Here is a 15,125-nt window from a genome sequence, read left to right as displayed (position 1 = left end):
TCTGCCGTCCCAGCTCCCCCCTCCACCCAGCATTCCAAGGTTCCGAGCGCTACATCCGCGCACCCAGGGACACCAGGGGCCCCTCGGCCCCCAGCATCCCCAAGGCTCTCGCCTACTTACACGTGAAGGACCACCGACACGTGCCCGACAGGCACTCGCGGCCGGACCCGCAGGCCGCCCCTCGGCCCTTCTTGTTCTGGCACTTGCCCGAGTTCAACCCCCAGCCACAGTACTGGGTCGCACCACAGTGCGAGTCGCTGTCGCACAGGCAACTGCCCGTCGGATTCAGGTAACAGTCCGCGCTGCAACGGTCCGTCCTGCACTCCCTATCCGACTTGCACGTCTCCCCGTACCCCTTCGAGTCCGGCGTGAAGCACCACCCCACCGCGTTCGCACACCCGCCACACGCCCCCGACTGGCACTGCCCATCCCGACTGCACGACACCCAGTCCGCCTTCTTCGGCACACAGTCGTTGTCCGCCGGATTCCCCGGCGTATCCTTCTGGCAGTACCCCACCCCGCCACAGTCCTCGTCCCCGTTGCACACACACCGGCCCTTGATGAGGCTGCACACCACCGACGAGCACTGCTCTGTCAGGCACTCGTCGTCGAACCGGCACTGCTCGTTCATGTCCTTGCTGTCCGGCGCGTAGTGCTTCCCACACACCGTCGGATACGCCGCCTCCCGGTCCTCCGGCTTCACCCACGCCGCCACCCCCGACGTGTCGATGTCGTTCGCCGGGTCCGCCATCCCCACTCGCGGCAACGACGCCCGCTCCCACATCCGGATGAACGTCTCCGACGAGCCCGTCAGCCCCGCCGTGTTCACCCCCAGGTTCCTCAGGTCCTTCACCATGTCCGGCAACAACCCCACGTGCGCCAGACCCGCCTCGTCGAACGCCGTCCCCAACCGCCCAGGCCCCTGCAGCTCCTGCTGACGCGCCTGCGCGTCCGCCTCCGCCTCGAACCCCGCCGAGCACGCCCCGTTCTCTCCAAACCGCGGCCGCGTCTGCTGGATGAACCCGTTGAAGTCCGCGCCGAAGGCCATCGGAATCTTGAGACCCTGCCGGCCGAACTCGTACGCCTGCGCGAACGAGCGCGTCGACCCCTGGCAGTTGTTCTCCACGCCGGACTTCGTATACGTCCGCGTCTCGTCATGCGCCGTGCGCAAGCCGAACATGCCGCCCGTGCGCCGCAACATCTGCACCACCCACGCCGGCGTCGTCTTCTCGTTCTCCGCCAGCTTCCCGTTCATCACCTCGCGGAAGTGTCCGTGGCTCACGTACAGCGGGTAGTACTTGTTCGTCTCCGCCACCGAGTACGCATCCTGGATGCCCTTCTCCGACAGGTGCGCCAGGTCGATGAGCATCCCCTTGTCCATCATCGCCTGCACCAGCGCCCGCCCCTCCCCCGTCAGGCCCTTCGTGTTCTTGCAGTTCCCATCCACGTCGAACCCCAACGTCTTCCCGCCCACCGTCAGCCCACAGTCCGAGTCGATGTGACAGTTCTCCAGGAACTGCGCCGCCTGGAAGATGGCGTTGTGCGGCGCCGCACCACCGAACCGGTTGTCCAGCTGGTGCACCGGCTGCAACGTGCGCACCCCTAACCCGTGGAAGCGCTCCAGCTCCGCCCGCCAGTCCTTCGCGCCGAACAGCTTGCTCGTCTCGATGGACAGCACCATCGCCAGCTTCCCCTCGCCGATGATGCGCCGAGCGTCCGCCGGCGTCAGCGCCAGGTCCACCCAGTCCCGCGTCGCCGCGAAGTCGCGCGCCTTCTGCAGCTGCACCTCCACGTCCATCATCTCGTCGCACGCCCGCGTGCGGTTCTGCGGCGGCAACGCGTCACACAGGAAGCCGTTGCTCACCGCCGACACCACCACCAGCGACATGCCGCCCTGGTGCGCCTGGCGCAGCCACCCCTCCCACGACTGCTGGTGCGCAATCGTGTCCCAGCGCGGCCACTCGCTGTTCGGGTCGCGCCGCCCGTCGTGCAGGCCCGTGTCGCCCTGCGTGCCCTCAATCTTCCCCAGGAACTCCGAGCCCACCGCGCCCGCGATGCCGAACAGCTGCGACAACACCGGCACTCCGCGCAGGTCGATGTTGCTCGAGTTCGGACACAGGTTCAGCAGATGGCTCAAGTCCATCCGCACCCGCGCGTGGTCGCTCTCCGGCCACCCTCCGTCACACCGCGTGAGCGCGTCCGTCACCGTGCCGTGGAACCAACCGCCACCAAACGCCTCCTCGGCGAACATGTGGTGGTGCAGCTCCGCGAAGCCCGGCACGCCTGCCAGCCTCGCCGTCTTCTCTGTTTCAACCTCGGCGAGCGCCTGGGGGCTCTCGCCCTCCTCGACGGGCACGCAGGACAACGCGGATGCCATGACCAAGGTGGTACACCATCGCAGCAGACGCGGACGGGACATGGGGGACTCCCTTCAGGTGGAAACCCCCACTTAGCGACACCTCCCACCCTGACTTCAAGCCAGTCGGCGCCATGCCGTGACTGACGCAACGCTGATGCACCGCGTCGCGACTCAGGGGCCCGCGGGCTCCGCCACCACGGTGGGCGCATACACGGGCGGCACGTACGCCGGTGGGACGTACGCGGTGGCGCGCTGGCGCAGCGCGGGGGAGGCGACGGCGAAGCCCTCGGGCAGCATTCGGAGGATTCGCTCCCGGCGATGACGGGAGCCATCCAGCCGACGCTCGAGCTCCGCGCGCTCCTCCTTCGTCTCCTGGTCCTGCGGTGCGGGCCGCGCGGCCAGCGTCGCCAGGCGCTCGGTCACCGCCTCCAGCTCCCGGTCGATGAGCACCGGCTGGATGTTGCGCGTCTCCTTGCGCTTGCGGCCCACGGCGTTGTTCTCAATCCACACCGGCAGCACCGCGACGTCGCCCAGCACCACCGGCGCCTTGGGGCTCGGGCGTGTCAGGGAGACTCGCAGCAGCATGGAGTCTCGCTTGTCGCCCGCCACGCCCTTCTTCGGCTTGGGCGCGTGGAGATAGAAGCGGTCCTGGTTCGCCACCAGGTTGCCGAGCGAGAACGCGATGAGCCCTCGCCGTCCGTCCGCGGTGGTGTAGCCCTCCAGCGGCTGGAGCACGTGGGGATGATGCCCCACGACGGCCAGCGCCCCCGCGTCCAGCAGCGCCTGCCCCAGCTTGCGGTCGTCCGGGTGCGGGCTGTCCGCGTACTCGACGCCCCAATGCACCAGGACGATGAGCGCGTCACAGCGCGCCGAGAGCTCGCGCACCTTCTGCGTCACCTCGTCCGTCGTCAGGCCCCGGTGGAAGCGGTGCTGCGGGTAGGGCACGAAGGCCACGTGCGGCGCCTCGGCCTCCTTCGGGTTGCTGAAGCCGTTGAGCCAGCGCGTGAAGGACAGGAAGCCCACCTTCATGCCTCGCACGTCCATGAAGACGGGCTCCCACGCGGCGTCCCTCGTCGCGCCCGTCCCCGTGTGACGCAGGCCCACCGCATCCAGGTGCCGCAGCGTCTCCACCAGGCCCGTGGGGAGCTGGTCCCTGGCGTGGTTGTTCCCCGTGGACACCACCTTCACGCCGGCGCGCGCCATCGCGCGGGCCATGGAGGACGGCGCGTTGAAGAGCAGCTCGCGCGTCACCGCCTTCTTGTTGTCCGTGACGGGCGTCTCCAGGTTCAAGACGCCGATGTCCGCGGTGCGCAGCACGTCCGCGATGGGGCCGAAGACGTGGTCCCAGCCGTCGTTGTTCAGCGACGGCGCGGGCCCACCCTCGGGAGGCTCGGCGCCGTTGCGCGCGTGCAGCCGCGCCACCGTCTTCACCTCCCCATGCGGAATCACATCCCCGCCGAACACGAGCTCGACGTGGGTGGGCGCGGTGGCGAACAGCAAGGGGACCAACAACAAGACAGGCGCAGGCACGCCCGACAGCTTAGTCCAGGCCCACCACCCGCACGGAATCCCCCTCACCCGCCGGCTCGACGCGGTGTTTCATCCGGTGTCTCTCTTGGGTGATGAGAGGAAGTCCGTTCCGACTCGGCGAGTGTCGCCCGCGCCTCGTCAGAGCAGCTTGGAGACAGTGAGCGTCACCACGCCCGCGACATCCGTGACGCCCTCGGGGGTCCAGCAGGCCGCCAGGTCCGTCTGGAGCAGCGTCAGCGTGCGTACCACCGTCGCATCCAGGAAGCGCCCTGCCGTCACCTTGCCGGTGAGCACGATGACCATCTCTCCGGCGGGCCGGGCGTTGATGAGTGACGTGCCTTCGGCCGTGCTCCACGTTCCATCGTTCCAGTCGATGCGCATCGAGAAGGTCGACGACCCCAGCGAGCAGCTCAGCACCCCCGAGCCCACCACCTGGATGCTCGCGGAGATGACGCCCAGCGGGAGTCCCACGCACGGGCCCAGCGTGGATTGCCCCGTGAAGGCCACTGTCCGGGGCGTCTGCGTGACGCCCGGCTCGTAGTGCGTCGCCTCCGTGCCCGGACACGTGAGCTGCACGAGCTGCGCTCGCGCGGACGTCGAGAGGAGGACCACCGACAACAAACACATCCACAGGCCACGATTCGCGCGCATGTGCATCGACTCCCGTCAGGCCCGTCCGGAGAGAACGGGCCTGGCGGTCCTAGGCGCGTCTCGCACCGCAATCCCATCAATCCGGCAGCGCGGCCGCATCTCTCCGCGCTGCGGGCCGTCCACGGGTCTCACGCTGAACATCCCCCCTGGAGGAAGGTGCGACTCATCAGAAGTCCTCGCCTCGCAAGAGACAGAGTTCGTCCGTCCCAGCGTTTCGGCTTTGTGCCGCTCAGCGAGCAGGCGCGCTGGCGAAGCCAATCTATTGACCACAAACCCGGATTATACTCAATAGATTGATGAAAACCCGCGCCGAAAGCTCCTAGACTGGTTCCACCCGAACTGAAATCAGCGGCCCAAAATCATGCCTCGCCAGAATCTGACCCAGGAGACGATGCCTTTCGCCGTGGCCCGTTCGGTGATCGCCCTGGGAGCGAACATCAGGCGCGCCCGGCTTCGTCGAGGCATGAAGCAAGCAGACCTCGCGAAGAAGACGGGGCTCGCACTCGGCACTCTCAAGCGCCTCGAAGAGGGAAGCCCCACCACCGCTATCAGCGCCTACTTCGTGGTGTTGTGGGCCCTGGGGCTCGAGCGTGAGTTCGTGAATCTCGCATCCCCTGACCGGGACGAGGAAGGCAAGACACTCGAAGCCGCTCGCCAGCCCACGCGGGCTCGTGCATCCAGCCGGCTGGACGACGATTTCTGAATCCCTTCCCGCCCCATCTGTCCCGTGACGAAGCGAGCCGACTCATCACCCAGATGAAGACCACCGTGTCCACGCGGTGGCGCGCCGTGGTGACGGAGTGTGGAGGCACGGAGGCCGACCTGAACGCCATCTCCCGCGCCTTCGACTACGAGGGCTTCGAGTACACCCCCTGAGCCCCTCCAGCGCGCAGGCACCGTGCCCACGCGCCGGAAGTAGTGTCACCCGCTCAGTGCGAGCCCGCGACCACGATGGACCCGACGTAGGCATGGTGCTTCGGGTGGCACTCGTCGCCGACGTCCTGGCGCTTCAGCGCCCCCGTGAAGACCTGGTCCGCCTGCCCGGCCCGCTTCACCGTCACCGAGTAGTGCACCGGCGTCGCCTCACTCGCCGCCGGGTGGAAGTTGGCCGCCTTCAGGCACACGTCGTACGTCCCCGCCGGCGGCATCGTCCCCTCGTACCAGGCCACGTTCTCCGGCCCCATCCCGCTCGCCACGTCCCCCTCGAACCGCCCCTGGTCCGTGCTCGGCCCAGGCCCCGGGTTCCCATACGAGACAATCTTCCCCGTCGGCGTCCTCACCACCAGGTCCGCGTCGCCGTCCCGCCCCCACGTCGCCGTGAACCGCAGCGGCTCCCCTCCACCGCCACCCCCCACGCACACCCCCGACGAGCACGTCTTCCCCGCCCCACAGACGTTGCCGCAGCAGCCGCAGTTGTTCGGGTCCGAGGACAAGTCCGTGCACACCTGGCCGCACTGGACCCTGGGCGACGGACAGCTCGGCGGATTGCACTGGAAGCCCCCCGGCGTGTTCACACACTGCTCACCCGGCCCACAGTTGTCCGTCCCCAGCGCGCACTCGTCGATGTCCACACACGTGAAGCCATTGCCCGTGTAGCCCGGCCGGCACGTACACGTGTAGCTGCCCGGCGTGTTCGTGCAGTACGCGTTCGGCGAGCACTGCGCCGTGCCGTTGGTACACTCGTTCACGTCGTGACACACGCTCGGCTGGCCCTGACACGTGTAGCCCGGCTCCACCTGGCACGTGGCGCCACAGCCATCGCCCGCCACCCGGCCTCCGTCATCACACTGCTCGCCCGTCCCCACCATCCCGTCCCCACACATCCCGCCCGTCGCGCCCCCCGTCGCCTCCACCGCGTCCACCTGGTACAGCGACAGCAACGCGCCACGCAGCGTCACGTAACGGTAGGCAGCAGGCTGGAGGTACGGCACCAGCGCGGAGTGCGTCCCCACGCCCACGTCGAGCAGCTGCGCCTGCCCCGTGGCGATGACGCTCATGTCCGCGCGCCGGAACTCCACCTGCACCACCACCCCCAGCGACAACCCCCGGTAGTAGATGCGCAAGGGCCCCGTGCCCTCCTCACCCTGCCCCATGTCCAGCGTCAGCGCGCCGCCCAACAGGCTCAGGAAGTTCGCCGTCTGCCCATCCGGCGCCCCCACCGCGTTCTGCGGATTGGCCACCAGCGTGACGCCACTCTGGACCACCGCGTTCGCGTAGTTCGGGGCCAGGGCCTGCTCCCGTGTCACCACATCCTCCGTCGGGAACGTGTCCTCCTCGAGCGCGACGCCACAACCACCCACGACGAATGCGAACACCGCGCTCAACCAGCGCGACGCCGAGACACCACGATTGACCTTCATGTTCTGCTCCATTCCGCTCGTCTGGCTGGACGGAAAAGCCCGCGTGCAGGGAGATGACGGTGGGGACTTCCGTCTCACTCCAAGAAACGCACGACGGCTTTTTCTTGCGGCGATTTTCCGCGAGCAGTCCCCCGCGCCGTGCGCGAGCGGACATGCCAGCCGCCACACCCCGCCCTGGCGAAAGACAGTCGACACACCCCTCGCCCCCACGTCACGTTCCGAGACACGAACACCCACCATGTCTCTCTTTTCGAGAACACGGCAGACACATGTTTCTCGAAACACGATGATGGGGTTCGCGCCAGACCCACGGGTCCACCCGGAGACCCCACCCAGGTGGACCTCTCCCCTCAATCAAAGACAGACACGAAGCCGGCTCAGCGCGCGACGCGGCGCCGGCGGAGCACCGCGCCCAGGAGGGCCAGCACGCCTCCGAGCAGCAGCCCTCCGCCCGTGGACGTGGAGGAACAGCCGCCCGACGGCGTGTCCCGCGACACACAGGCCACGTTCGCGGAGACCACGACGTCGTGCTCCTGGCCGTCCACGGAGACGACGTAGTGCTCCTCCTCGAAGCGCTCCTCGACCTGCCCCTTCTGGAGCGGGTCCGCGCGCTGGTCGTTGGCGAAGTAGAAGGAGGCCTCCTCGTTCGGCAGGAGCTCCTCGTCGCACACCGTCGCGCCCTCGCAGCCCGCCAGCGGCCAGCCCACCAGCGTCACGGGCTCGTCACACGCGTTGCGGACCCGGCTGGTGCCGCACGTGGCGTAGGTGGAGATGATGAGGCACGGCTTCTCCGACACCACGCTCTGTCGCTCGGTGACGCAGTCACACGGCTCGCTCTCGGCCCGGGCCGGCCCCGCCGAACCCACCACCACCGCCGTCGCCAACACCCACCCCAGCCGCATGGACAGGCCCCGGGGAATGAACGTCGTTCGCATCCTCGATACCTCCGCCTCGAATGTCGGCCCCTGCGCGGGCACGCATCCTGGCCCCTGACAGGGAGCGGAGCCAGACATCGTTGCCCAGGGCAACCTTCTCCACCCAGACACCGTGTCCCCTGACTCGGCGAGGGACCGCCCGGTGGTCCTCGGGCGAGCCCAGGCACCTCACGTCACGGCGAGGCAGACCAGGTGAAGGTCCCGGATGCGGGCCTCGCTGTCCTCGGTGCACTCGGACGAGGCCGGCGGGGGCGCCCAGGGCGGCGTCCGGGTTGCGTACGGCGACGGTGGTCCCAGCCTCCACCTCGTTCGCGGAGGGGTGCGCCGACAACGCCTGCGCGCCCTGCTCGAGCGAAGCCCGGGCTGGGACATGGCCAACACTCACCATGCCCGGCCCGGCGCCCCCGCGGGGCGACGGCCTCAGGGGATGCCGAAGGACGCCACCGCGGGGTCGCCCCAGTCGCAGCCCCAGGTGGAGGGCAGCTGCGTGAGCGCGCCGGTGTAGACGACCTCCGGCCTGCCCGCGCGTCGGACGCGGACGGTGTAGCCCACGGGATTCGAGGGGCTCGGCTGGGGAGAGAAGCCCACCGCCATCAGACAGACGCGGTAGCCGCCCACGGGCGGAATCCGGCCATTCGCCCAGAAGACGCTCTCCGGGCCGGTGCCCGTCACCTCGTCCCGGTCCAGCTCGCCGTACTCGGTCTGCGCGTCCGGTCCGCGGTTGTTGTAGTGGATGAGCTTGTCGCCCGGCGTGCGGACATACAGGTCCGCGTCTCCGGGCCGGCTCCAGGTCGCTGAAATCTGCAGCAGCGACGTGCCCACGCACGCGCCCGCCTGACAGGCCGCGCCCCCACCACAGGCATTCCCGCAGCCGCCGCAGTGCTCGCTCGAGCTGCTCGGGTCCACGCAGGCCGAGCCACACGGGAGGTTCGGCGGCAGGCACGCGGGCGTCTGGCACTGGAAGCCACCCGGCGTGTTGACGCAGACCTGCTCCGGCGCGCAGGTGTCCGTGCCCAGGGCGCACTCGTCCACGTCCGCGCAGACGCTCGGCTCGCCCGAGCAGGTATAGCCGGCCTCCGGCCAGCAGACGCTGCTGCAGCCATCTCCGGAGCTCTGGTTGCCGTCGTCACAGCGCTCCTCGGAGCCGTCGATGACGCCGTCGCCACACACCGGGTTGCGCAGGCCCCGCACCGCGTCCACCAGGATGGGCGCCTCGGCCGCCCCGCGCAGCAGCACATAGCGATAGGGGATGGTCTGCCCGTTCCACACGGTCCACTCGAAGGTGCCCTCACCCCGCGGCACCACGTACAGCGTGCTCCCGTACAGGTAGCTGCCGTCCACCGCCAGGAACAGCACCGTCGACTGCGACGACACCTCGCGAGGGCCCCGGTAGTAGACGGTCAGCATCCCCGTCGCCTCCTGCCCCTCGCCCAGGTCCAGCATCAGCCCCGCCGTGGTGTCCATGGGCAGCGTCGCGGCGATGCCGTCCGGCGGGCCCACCGCCGCGTCCGGGTTCAACACCGACGACGACGTGCCCGAGACGGCCACCGCGTCCGCGTGGTTCGGCTCCGGCGGGGCCAGGGCCGCCCGCGAGACCTCCTCCCGCGGCGCTTCGTCCACCGGCTGCTCGACGTCACAGGCGCCCACCAGACATGCCAGCGCCACCCAGCCCCAGCCGCATCGTCCGCGCATCATCGTGTCCCTCGTCCCCCCGAGGCGGGCTGGAGCCCGGGATGGGCTCACGGCCCCCAGGAGGGATGCGAGGCTATTCGGGACGTCGCGGGCGCGACAATCCCAGACACGGACGCCCCTGAGTTCAAGAAGAACCCGGGGTCATCCATGACAGGCATTGGCGCACGTCACGTCTTGGTGCCGAAGAGCCGGTCGCCCGCGTCGCCCAGGCCCGGGAGGATGTAGCCGTGCTCGTTGAGCTTCTCGTCCACCGCGGCGGTGTAGACGTGCACGTCCGGGTGGTGCTCGCGCAGGTTGGCCAGGCCCTCCGGACAGGCCAACAGGCACACGAAGCGCAGGGAGCCGGGCTTGCTGCGCTTGACGCGCTGGAGCGCCGCCACCGCGGAGTTGCCCGTGGCGAGCATCGGGTCACACACCACCACGTCGCGGTCCGCCAGCTGCCCGGGCACGCGGTAGTAGTACTCCACCGGCGTCAGCGTCTCCGGGTCGCGGTACAGGCCGATGTGGCCCACGCGCGCGGAGGGCACCAGTTGGAGCATGCCGTCGAGGATGCCCTGGCCCGCGCGCATGATGGCGACGAGCACCAGCTTCTTGCCCTCCAGCATCGGCGCGCGCATGGGCGCCATGGGCGTCTGGATGTCCTCGTCGCGGACCTTCAGGTCGCGCAGCGCCTCGTACGCCAGGAGCAGCGAAATCTCCTGGAGCAGCGAGCGGAAGGTCGCGGTGCTCGTCTCCGTGCGCCGCATCATCGTCAGCTTGTGCTTCACCAGTGGATGGTCCACCACGGTGCAGTTGGGGAACTCCATTGCGTCCCTCCCTCGTCGAATCTGCGGGTTGTCAGAACACCGTTCCGTCGCTGTCCACGCGGATGGGCGGCACACCGCCGGGGCGCGCCTCGGCGGCCACCTTGCGCCCCGCCGTCCACGTGCCTCCCTGCAGCACCTTGCCCAGGGGCAGCTCCTCCGCGCTCATCCCCAGCCGGCCGCGCACCAGCGCCGCCACCCGGTCCAACAGCGCCACCGTCAGCGCGCGCCACTCGACGATGGGCTCCTCGCTCGGGTGCAGGGCCTCGCGGGTCAGCCGCGCGTCCCGGGGCACCAGCACGCCCAGGTCCACGAAGAGGCCGCCGTTGCGGTACTCGGGCAGGCCGGTGAGCCCGTCCAGCTCCAACACGCGGAGCCCCGCCTCCTCCAGCGGCTCCACCAGCGAGTACGTCAGCCACTGGGACAGCTTGTGGAAGGGCACCAGCGCGTCCACGCCCTCCACCGGGCCCAGCGCCGAGTGCGGCCACACGTCGCCCAGGTTGACCGCGTCCACCATCACCCGCCCCGGCCAGATGGGGCCCAGCTGCTCCAGCACGTGCCCCAACAGCTCCGAGGCGCGCACGCTGCGCCCCTGCGCCACCACCAGGTCGAACAGCGTCCCGGGCCTGGGCAGCACGCGCCCCAGGCCGTGCATCAGGTGCAGCCGGCCCTCGAGCCCGTCCAGCGGGTTCGCCCCGGTGACCTGGAGCCCTTGCGCGAGCGCGTCGAGCGACAGCCGGCTCAGCGCCTCCGAGTCCGCGCGCAGCGGCCGGTCCGGGTCCGAGGAGAAGACGCCGTCCATGAACATGCGGAAGCTGGCCACCGCCAGGCCTTCCGAGCGCGCCCACGTGCCGCCGCCCTGCTCGCGGTAGCGCCACTTCGGGCCGCTGCCCGCGTCCAGCAGCACGCTCACCACGGCCAGGTCCAGCTTCGCCCGCGCGCGCTCCTCGGGGGACACGCCCTTCAGCCGCGCCTCCAGTTCCTCCACGCGCTTGACGCCGCCCGCGTCGAAGTGACGCCAGCGACTGTGCAGCGGGATGTCCAGCGTGGGGTACGCCTCGCGCGTGACGGCCAGCACCGTGTCCACCACGGCCGGCAGTCGCGAGGGCTCCACGCGGAAGTGCGTGAGCTTCCCGGCGAGCCCCAGGTCCAGCAGCTGATGGCAGCGCTCGCGGATGGCCGCGGGGGTGCGCAGCCACGCGACGGCCGGGGACACGTCCGTCCTCGCCAGGGGCCGCTCAGACATCGAGGCCCCGTCCCTTCACCTGCGCAAGTCCCGCCGCGTCCGCCACGGGGCCCTTGGTGAAGTAGCCCGCCGCCTTCTTCGCCTCCATCTCCACCTTCGCGTCGGCGGGGATGAGCTCCTCGGGGATGGGCACGCGCTCGAGGATTTCGATGCCCGAGCGGACAATGGCGTCGTGCTTCATGTCGCTCATCGACACGAAGCGGTGGATGCGGGTGATGCCCAGCCAGTGGAGCACGTCCGGCATCAGCTCCTGGAAGCGCATGTCCTGCACGCCCGCCACGCACTCGGTGCGGTGGAAGTACGTGGCCGCGGAGTCGCCGCCCTCCTGGCGCTTGCGCGCGTTGTAGACCAGGAACTTGGTCACCTCGCCCAGCGCGCGGCCCTCCTTGCGCAGGTAGACGATGATGCCCGCGCCGCCCGCCTGCGACGTGCGCACGCACTCCTCGATGCCGTGCGCCAGGTACGGCCGGCAGGTGCAGATGTCGCTGCCGAACACGTCCGAGCCGTTGCACTCGTCATGCACGCGCACCGCCAGCGGGATGTCCTTGTTCGCCACCGAGCGGATGTCACCGAAGGCATACAGCGTGAGCCCGCCGATGGGCGGCAGGAAGACGTGCAGGTCCGGGCGGGTAATCAGCTCCGGGAACATGCCGCCCGTCTGCTCGAAGAGGCCGCGGCGCAGCGCGCTCTCCGTCAGGCCGAAGCGCCGAGCGATTCCCGGCAGGTGCCACACCGGGTCCACCGCGGCCTTCACCACCTTGATGTCGCCGTTGGCGGTGAGCAGGTCCCCGTCCGGGACCAGCCGGCCCGCCTCCACCGCGTCGCGCAGCTCCGGCAGGTTGATGTGCGCGCGGGTGACGGCGATGGTGGGACGGAAGTCGACGCCCTGCTCGTAGAAGGGGCGGAAGGCCTGCGGCGCCACCGCGCCCCACGGGTCCAGGGAGACGATGCGGTCGGGGTTGCTCCAGGACGGATGGGGCCCAATCTCCGCGGCGGGCGAGGTGTCCTTCAGGTCCGCGCGGTGGTCCTGCGGCAGCATGCCCGCGGCCACGGCGAGCGCGCGGTAGACGGCGTAGGAGCCCGCGTGCGTGCCGATGACGTTGCGGTGGCCGGGCTCGGTGAGCGTGGCCACCACGGGCCCCCGGCGCAGCGGATCCACCTCGCCCCAGCGGATGGGCACGCTGGGCGTGTCGCCATCCGGATGGGAGGTGAGACGGATGGAGTTGACGGGCTTCTTGTCTGCCATGGGAGCGCCCTCCTTGCGGGCGCGACTGGAGCTCGTGCGGGAGGAACGCTCAGCTCATCCACGAGCCGTCGGTGCGAGCCGACCACTTGCGGGTGACCTTCTTGAGCTGCGTCCAGAAGTCGAGGCTGGAGACGCCGGTGATGTCGCCGTGGCCGAAGCGCGACTCGCCGGTGCCGCCGAAGGAGAACGGCTCGCGCGGGACGGGCACGCCCACGTTGACGCCCACCATGCCCGCGCGCACGCCCTCCACCGCCGCCTGCGCCACCGCGCCGCTGGTGGTGAAGATGGACGCGGCGTTGCCGTAGGTGGACGCGTTCTCCACCGCGAGCGCCGCCGACAGCGTGGGCACGCGGATGATGGACAGCACCGGGCCGAACAGCTCGCGCCTGGCGGCCTCCATGTCCGGGCGCACGTGGTCCAGGATGGACGGGCCCAGCCAGTTGCCGCCGGCCCACTGCTCGCCCGCCGGACGCTTGCCGCGCCCGTCCAGCGTGAGGCGCGCGCCCTCGGACGCCGCGCGGGCGATGGCCGCCTCCAGCCGCTCCACCGCGCCCTTGTCGATGATGGCGCCCATGCCGGGGCCCACCTCGAGCCGGGCGGCGCGCCGGGCGATGTCCTGGAGCAAGGGCTCGAGGTCGCCCACCGCCAGGAGCACGCTGCCCGCCATGCAGCGCTGGCCCGCGCAGCCGGTGAACGAGTCCACCACGGCCTGCGCGGTGAGGTCCGGGTCCGCGTCCGGCGCGACGATGAGGTGGTTCTTCGCGCCGCCCAGCGCGAGCACGCGCTTGCCGCGCTCACCTCCGCGCGCGTAGAGCTGCCGCGCCACGGCCGACGAGCCCACGAAGGCCAGCGCCTTGACGTCCGGGTGCTCCACCAGCGCGTCCACCGTCTCGCGCCCGCCGTGCACGACGGAGAAGACGCCGGGGGGATAGCCCGCCTCGCGCATCAGTTCGCCCAGCGCGCACGCGGTGAGGGGCACCTTCTCCGACGGCTTGAGGATGAAGGCGTTGCCCAGCGTCACCGCGATGGGGAACAGCCACATGGGCACCATCGCCGGGAAGTTAAACGGGGTGATGCCCGCGACGATGCCCAAGGGCTCGCGGCGCAGCTCACACGTGACGCCCCGGCTCACCTCCAGGTGCGCGCCGCTGTCCAGGTTCTGCAGGGACAGCGCGAACTCGCACACCTCCAGGCCCTTGAGCACGCCGGCGCGCGCCTCCGCCACCGTCTTGCCCGCCTCGCTCGCGGCGAGGTTCGACAGCCGGTCCAGCTCCCGCTCCAGCAGGCTCCGGAAGCGGAACAGGGGCTGGGTGCGCTCGCGCGGGGAGAGGCTCCTCCACAGCGCGGCGGCGGGACGCGCGGCCTCCACCGCCTGCGCGACACCGTCCGCGGGCGTGAGGGGAACCCGGCCGATGACGGTGCCGGTGTAGGGGCTGCGGACATCCAGCAGCGTCGCGCCCGGCGGCAGCAGCCACTCGCCTCCCACCAGGTTTCGACACGGAACGACGCTCTCGGGAAGCTCGACGAACGACAAGCGCACACCCCAGACATGGCAACGAGGACGTGCGCTTCATCGTAGCCGCGAACACAGACATCACCGCAACCCACCCCCGGGGCCGCCCGCCAGAATGCCGGGCGACTGTCCTGCACCCCAGCACTCCACCTGTCGGGAAGAGGACCCCCTCCCGCAATGGCATCCCATGGGGTCTTCAATGCATGGCGTCATGGGCCGCGCCGCGTCATTCATTGACGGGTGCGGGCGGACTCAGGCGACAGTGTTGTCTTTCAAGCGCTCGCGCCGGGACCCAACCACGCACGCAGGCGGGTGAGGACGGCGGAGTCCTCCGCGTCATGGGGGAGGCCCAGGTGGCGCGCCTCGGCATACAGTGCGAGCGCGTACTCGAAGCGCTCGGTGGCCCTCTGGGAGTCGCCCTGCTCCAGGTGCAGCTCGCCGTCCTCGGCCACCAGTCGCGCGAGCACCTTCACGCGCAGCGGGTCGCCCAGCAGGCGCGCGGTGGACGCGGCGTCCACCATCAGCAGGGCCGCGTACTCCATCCCCAACGTGTCGAGCGCCGTCGAGCGGATGAGCGCCGCCGCGTCGGCGAAGCGCTTCTCGTGGCGGGCCTTGAGCAGTCGCGCCAGCGCGGCGGCGAACTGCTCGATGAGACGCTCGACGTAGTCCTTGCGGATGGACATGGCCCACCCAGGCTCGCGCCTTCCCTCGCGTGGGCACAAGGACCTGGGCGCCGTCGACGTGGGGTCTTGGAGGGACCTTCGCGCAGGTGCGACCTTCCCACATCGCG

General features: G+C 70.2%; 12 protein-coding genes. 1 reads left to right on the top strand and 11 read right to left on the bottom strand.

The window, feature by feature from the left end; all coding sequences use genetic code 11:
* Window positions 1–112: 112 nt before the first annotated feature.
* From AC6JA9_RS00700 to AC6JA9_RS00690, 3 genes are all read right to left on the bottom strand, one after another.
* Window positions 113–2,377 (bottom strand): membrane dipeptidase, encoded by a 2,265-nt coding sequence (locus tag AC6JA9_RS00700; RefSeq protein ID WP_497958933.1) that lies wholly within the window; start codon window positions 2,375–2,377, stop codon window positions 113–115.
* A gap of 153 nt (window positions 2,378–2,530) precedes the next feature.
* A complete protein-coding gene (locus AC6JA9_RS00695; RefSeq protein WP_267698713.1) occupies window positions 2,531–3,889 on the bottom strand; it encodes a CapA family protein in 1,359 nt (452 codons plus the stop codon).
* Window positions 3,890–4,027: 138 nt separating this feature from the next.
* Entirely contained in the window at window positions 4,028–4,540 is a 513-nt protein-coding gene (locus AC6JA9_RS00690) for a hypothetical protein (RefSeq protein ID WP_223784280.1), read from the bottom strand.
* Window positions 4,541–4,931: 391 nt separating this feature from the next.
* Between AC6JA9_RS00690 and AC6JA9_RS00685 the strand changes: the two genes are divergently transcribed.
* Window positions 4,932–5,243: a helix-turn-helix domain-containing protein gene (locus AC6JA9_RS00685; RefSeq protein WP_223749385.1), complete on the top strand. Its 312-nt coding sequence runs from the start codon at window positions 4,932–4,934 to the stop codon at window positions 5,241–5,243.
* 226 nt (window positions 5,244–5,469) lie between these two features.
* On the opposite strand, the gene AC6JA9_RS00680 is transcribed toward AC6JA9_RS00685, so the two are convergent.
* The 8 genes from AC6JA9_RS00680 to AC6JA9_RS00645 form a co-directional block, all read right to left on the bottom strand.
* Window positions 5,470–6,900: an EGF domain-containing protein gene (locus AC6JA9_RS00680; RefSeq protein WP_426748574.1), complete on the bottom strand. Its 1,431-nt coding sequence runs from the start codon at window positions 6,898–6,900 to the stop codon at window positions 5,470–5,472.
* A gap of 377 nt (window positions 6,901–7,277) precedes the next feature.
* A complete protein-coding gene (locus AC6JA9_RS00675) occupies window positions 7,278–7,835 on the bottom strand; it encodes an MXAN_0125 family MYXO-CTERM protein (RefSeq protein ID WP_223784279.1) in 558 nt (185 codons plus the stop codon).
* Window positions 7,836–8,255: 420 nt separating this feature from the next.
* A complete protein-coding gene (locus tag AC6JA9_RS00670) occupies window positions 8,256–9,530 on the bottom strand; it encodes a DUF4215 domain-containing protein (RefSeq protein WP_497958932.1) in 1,275 nt (424 codons plus the stop codon).
* 164 nt (window positions 9,531–9,694) lie between these two features.
* Window positions 9,695–10,333, bottom strand: coding sequence for a uracil phosphoribosyltransferase (upp, locus tag AC6JA9_RS00665; RefSeq protein WP_141329226.1), 639 nt, complete (start codon window positions 10,331–10,333; stop codon window positions 9,695–9,697).
* A 31-nt stretch (window positions 10,334–10,364) separates the two neighbouring features.
* On the bottom strand, window positions 10,365–11,576 hold the full coding sequence (locus tag AC6JA9_RS00660; RefSeq protein ID WP_426748576.1) for a URC4/urg3 family protein: 1,212 nt from the start codon (window positions 11,574–11,576) through the stop codon (window positions 10,365–10,367).
* Window positions 11,569–12,822 (bottom strand): GTP cyclohydrolase II, encoded by a 1,254-nt coding sequence (locus AC6JA9_RS00655; RefSeq protein ID WP_223749389.1) that lies wholly within the window; start codon window positions 12,820–12,822, stop codon window positions 11,569–11,571. Before AC6JA9_RS00655 ends, AC6JA9_RS00660 begins: the two co-directional genes overlap by 8 nt.
* 49 nt (window positions 12,823–12,871) lie before the next feature.
* Complete coding sequence (gene mmsA / locus AC6JA9_RS00650) at window positions 12,872–14,356, bottom strand: CoA-acylating methylmalonate-semialdehyde dehydrogenase (protein ID WP_223749390.1); 1,485 nt, start codon at window positions 14,354–14,356, stop codon at window positions 12,872–12,874.
* Between the two features lie 251 nt (window positions 14,357–14,607).
* Window positions 14,608–15,018, bottom strand: coding sequence for a hypothetical protein (locus AC6JA9_RS00645; RefSeq protein ID WP_408888500.1), 411 nt, complete (start codon window positions 15,016–15,018; stop codon window positions 14,608–14,610).
* Window positions 15,019–15,125: the final 107 nt, after the last annotated feature.

It is taken from the genome of Myxococcus sp. MH1 (genome assembly GCF_059738865.1).
Note: the sequence above shows the minus strand (reverse complement) of the source record. Positions and strands in the feature narration are given on the sequence as shown.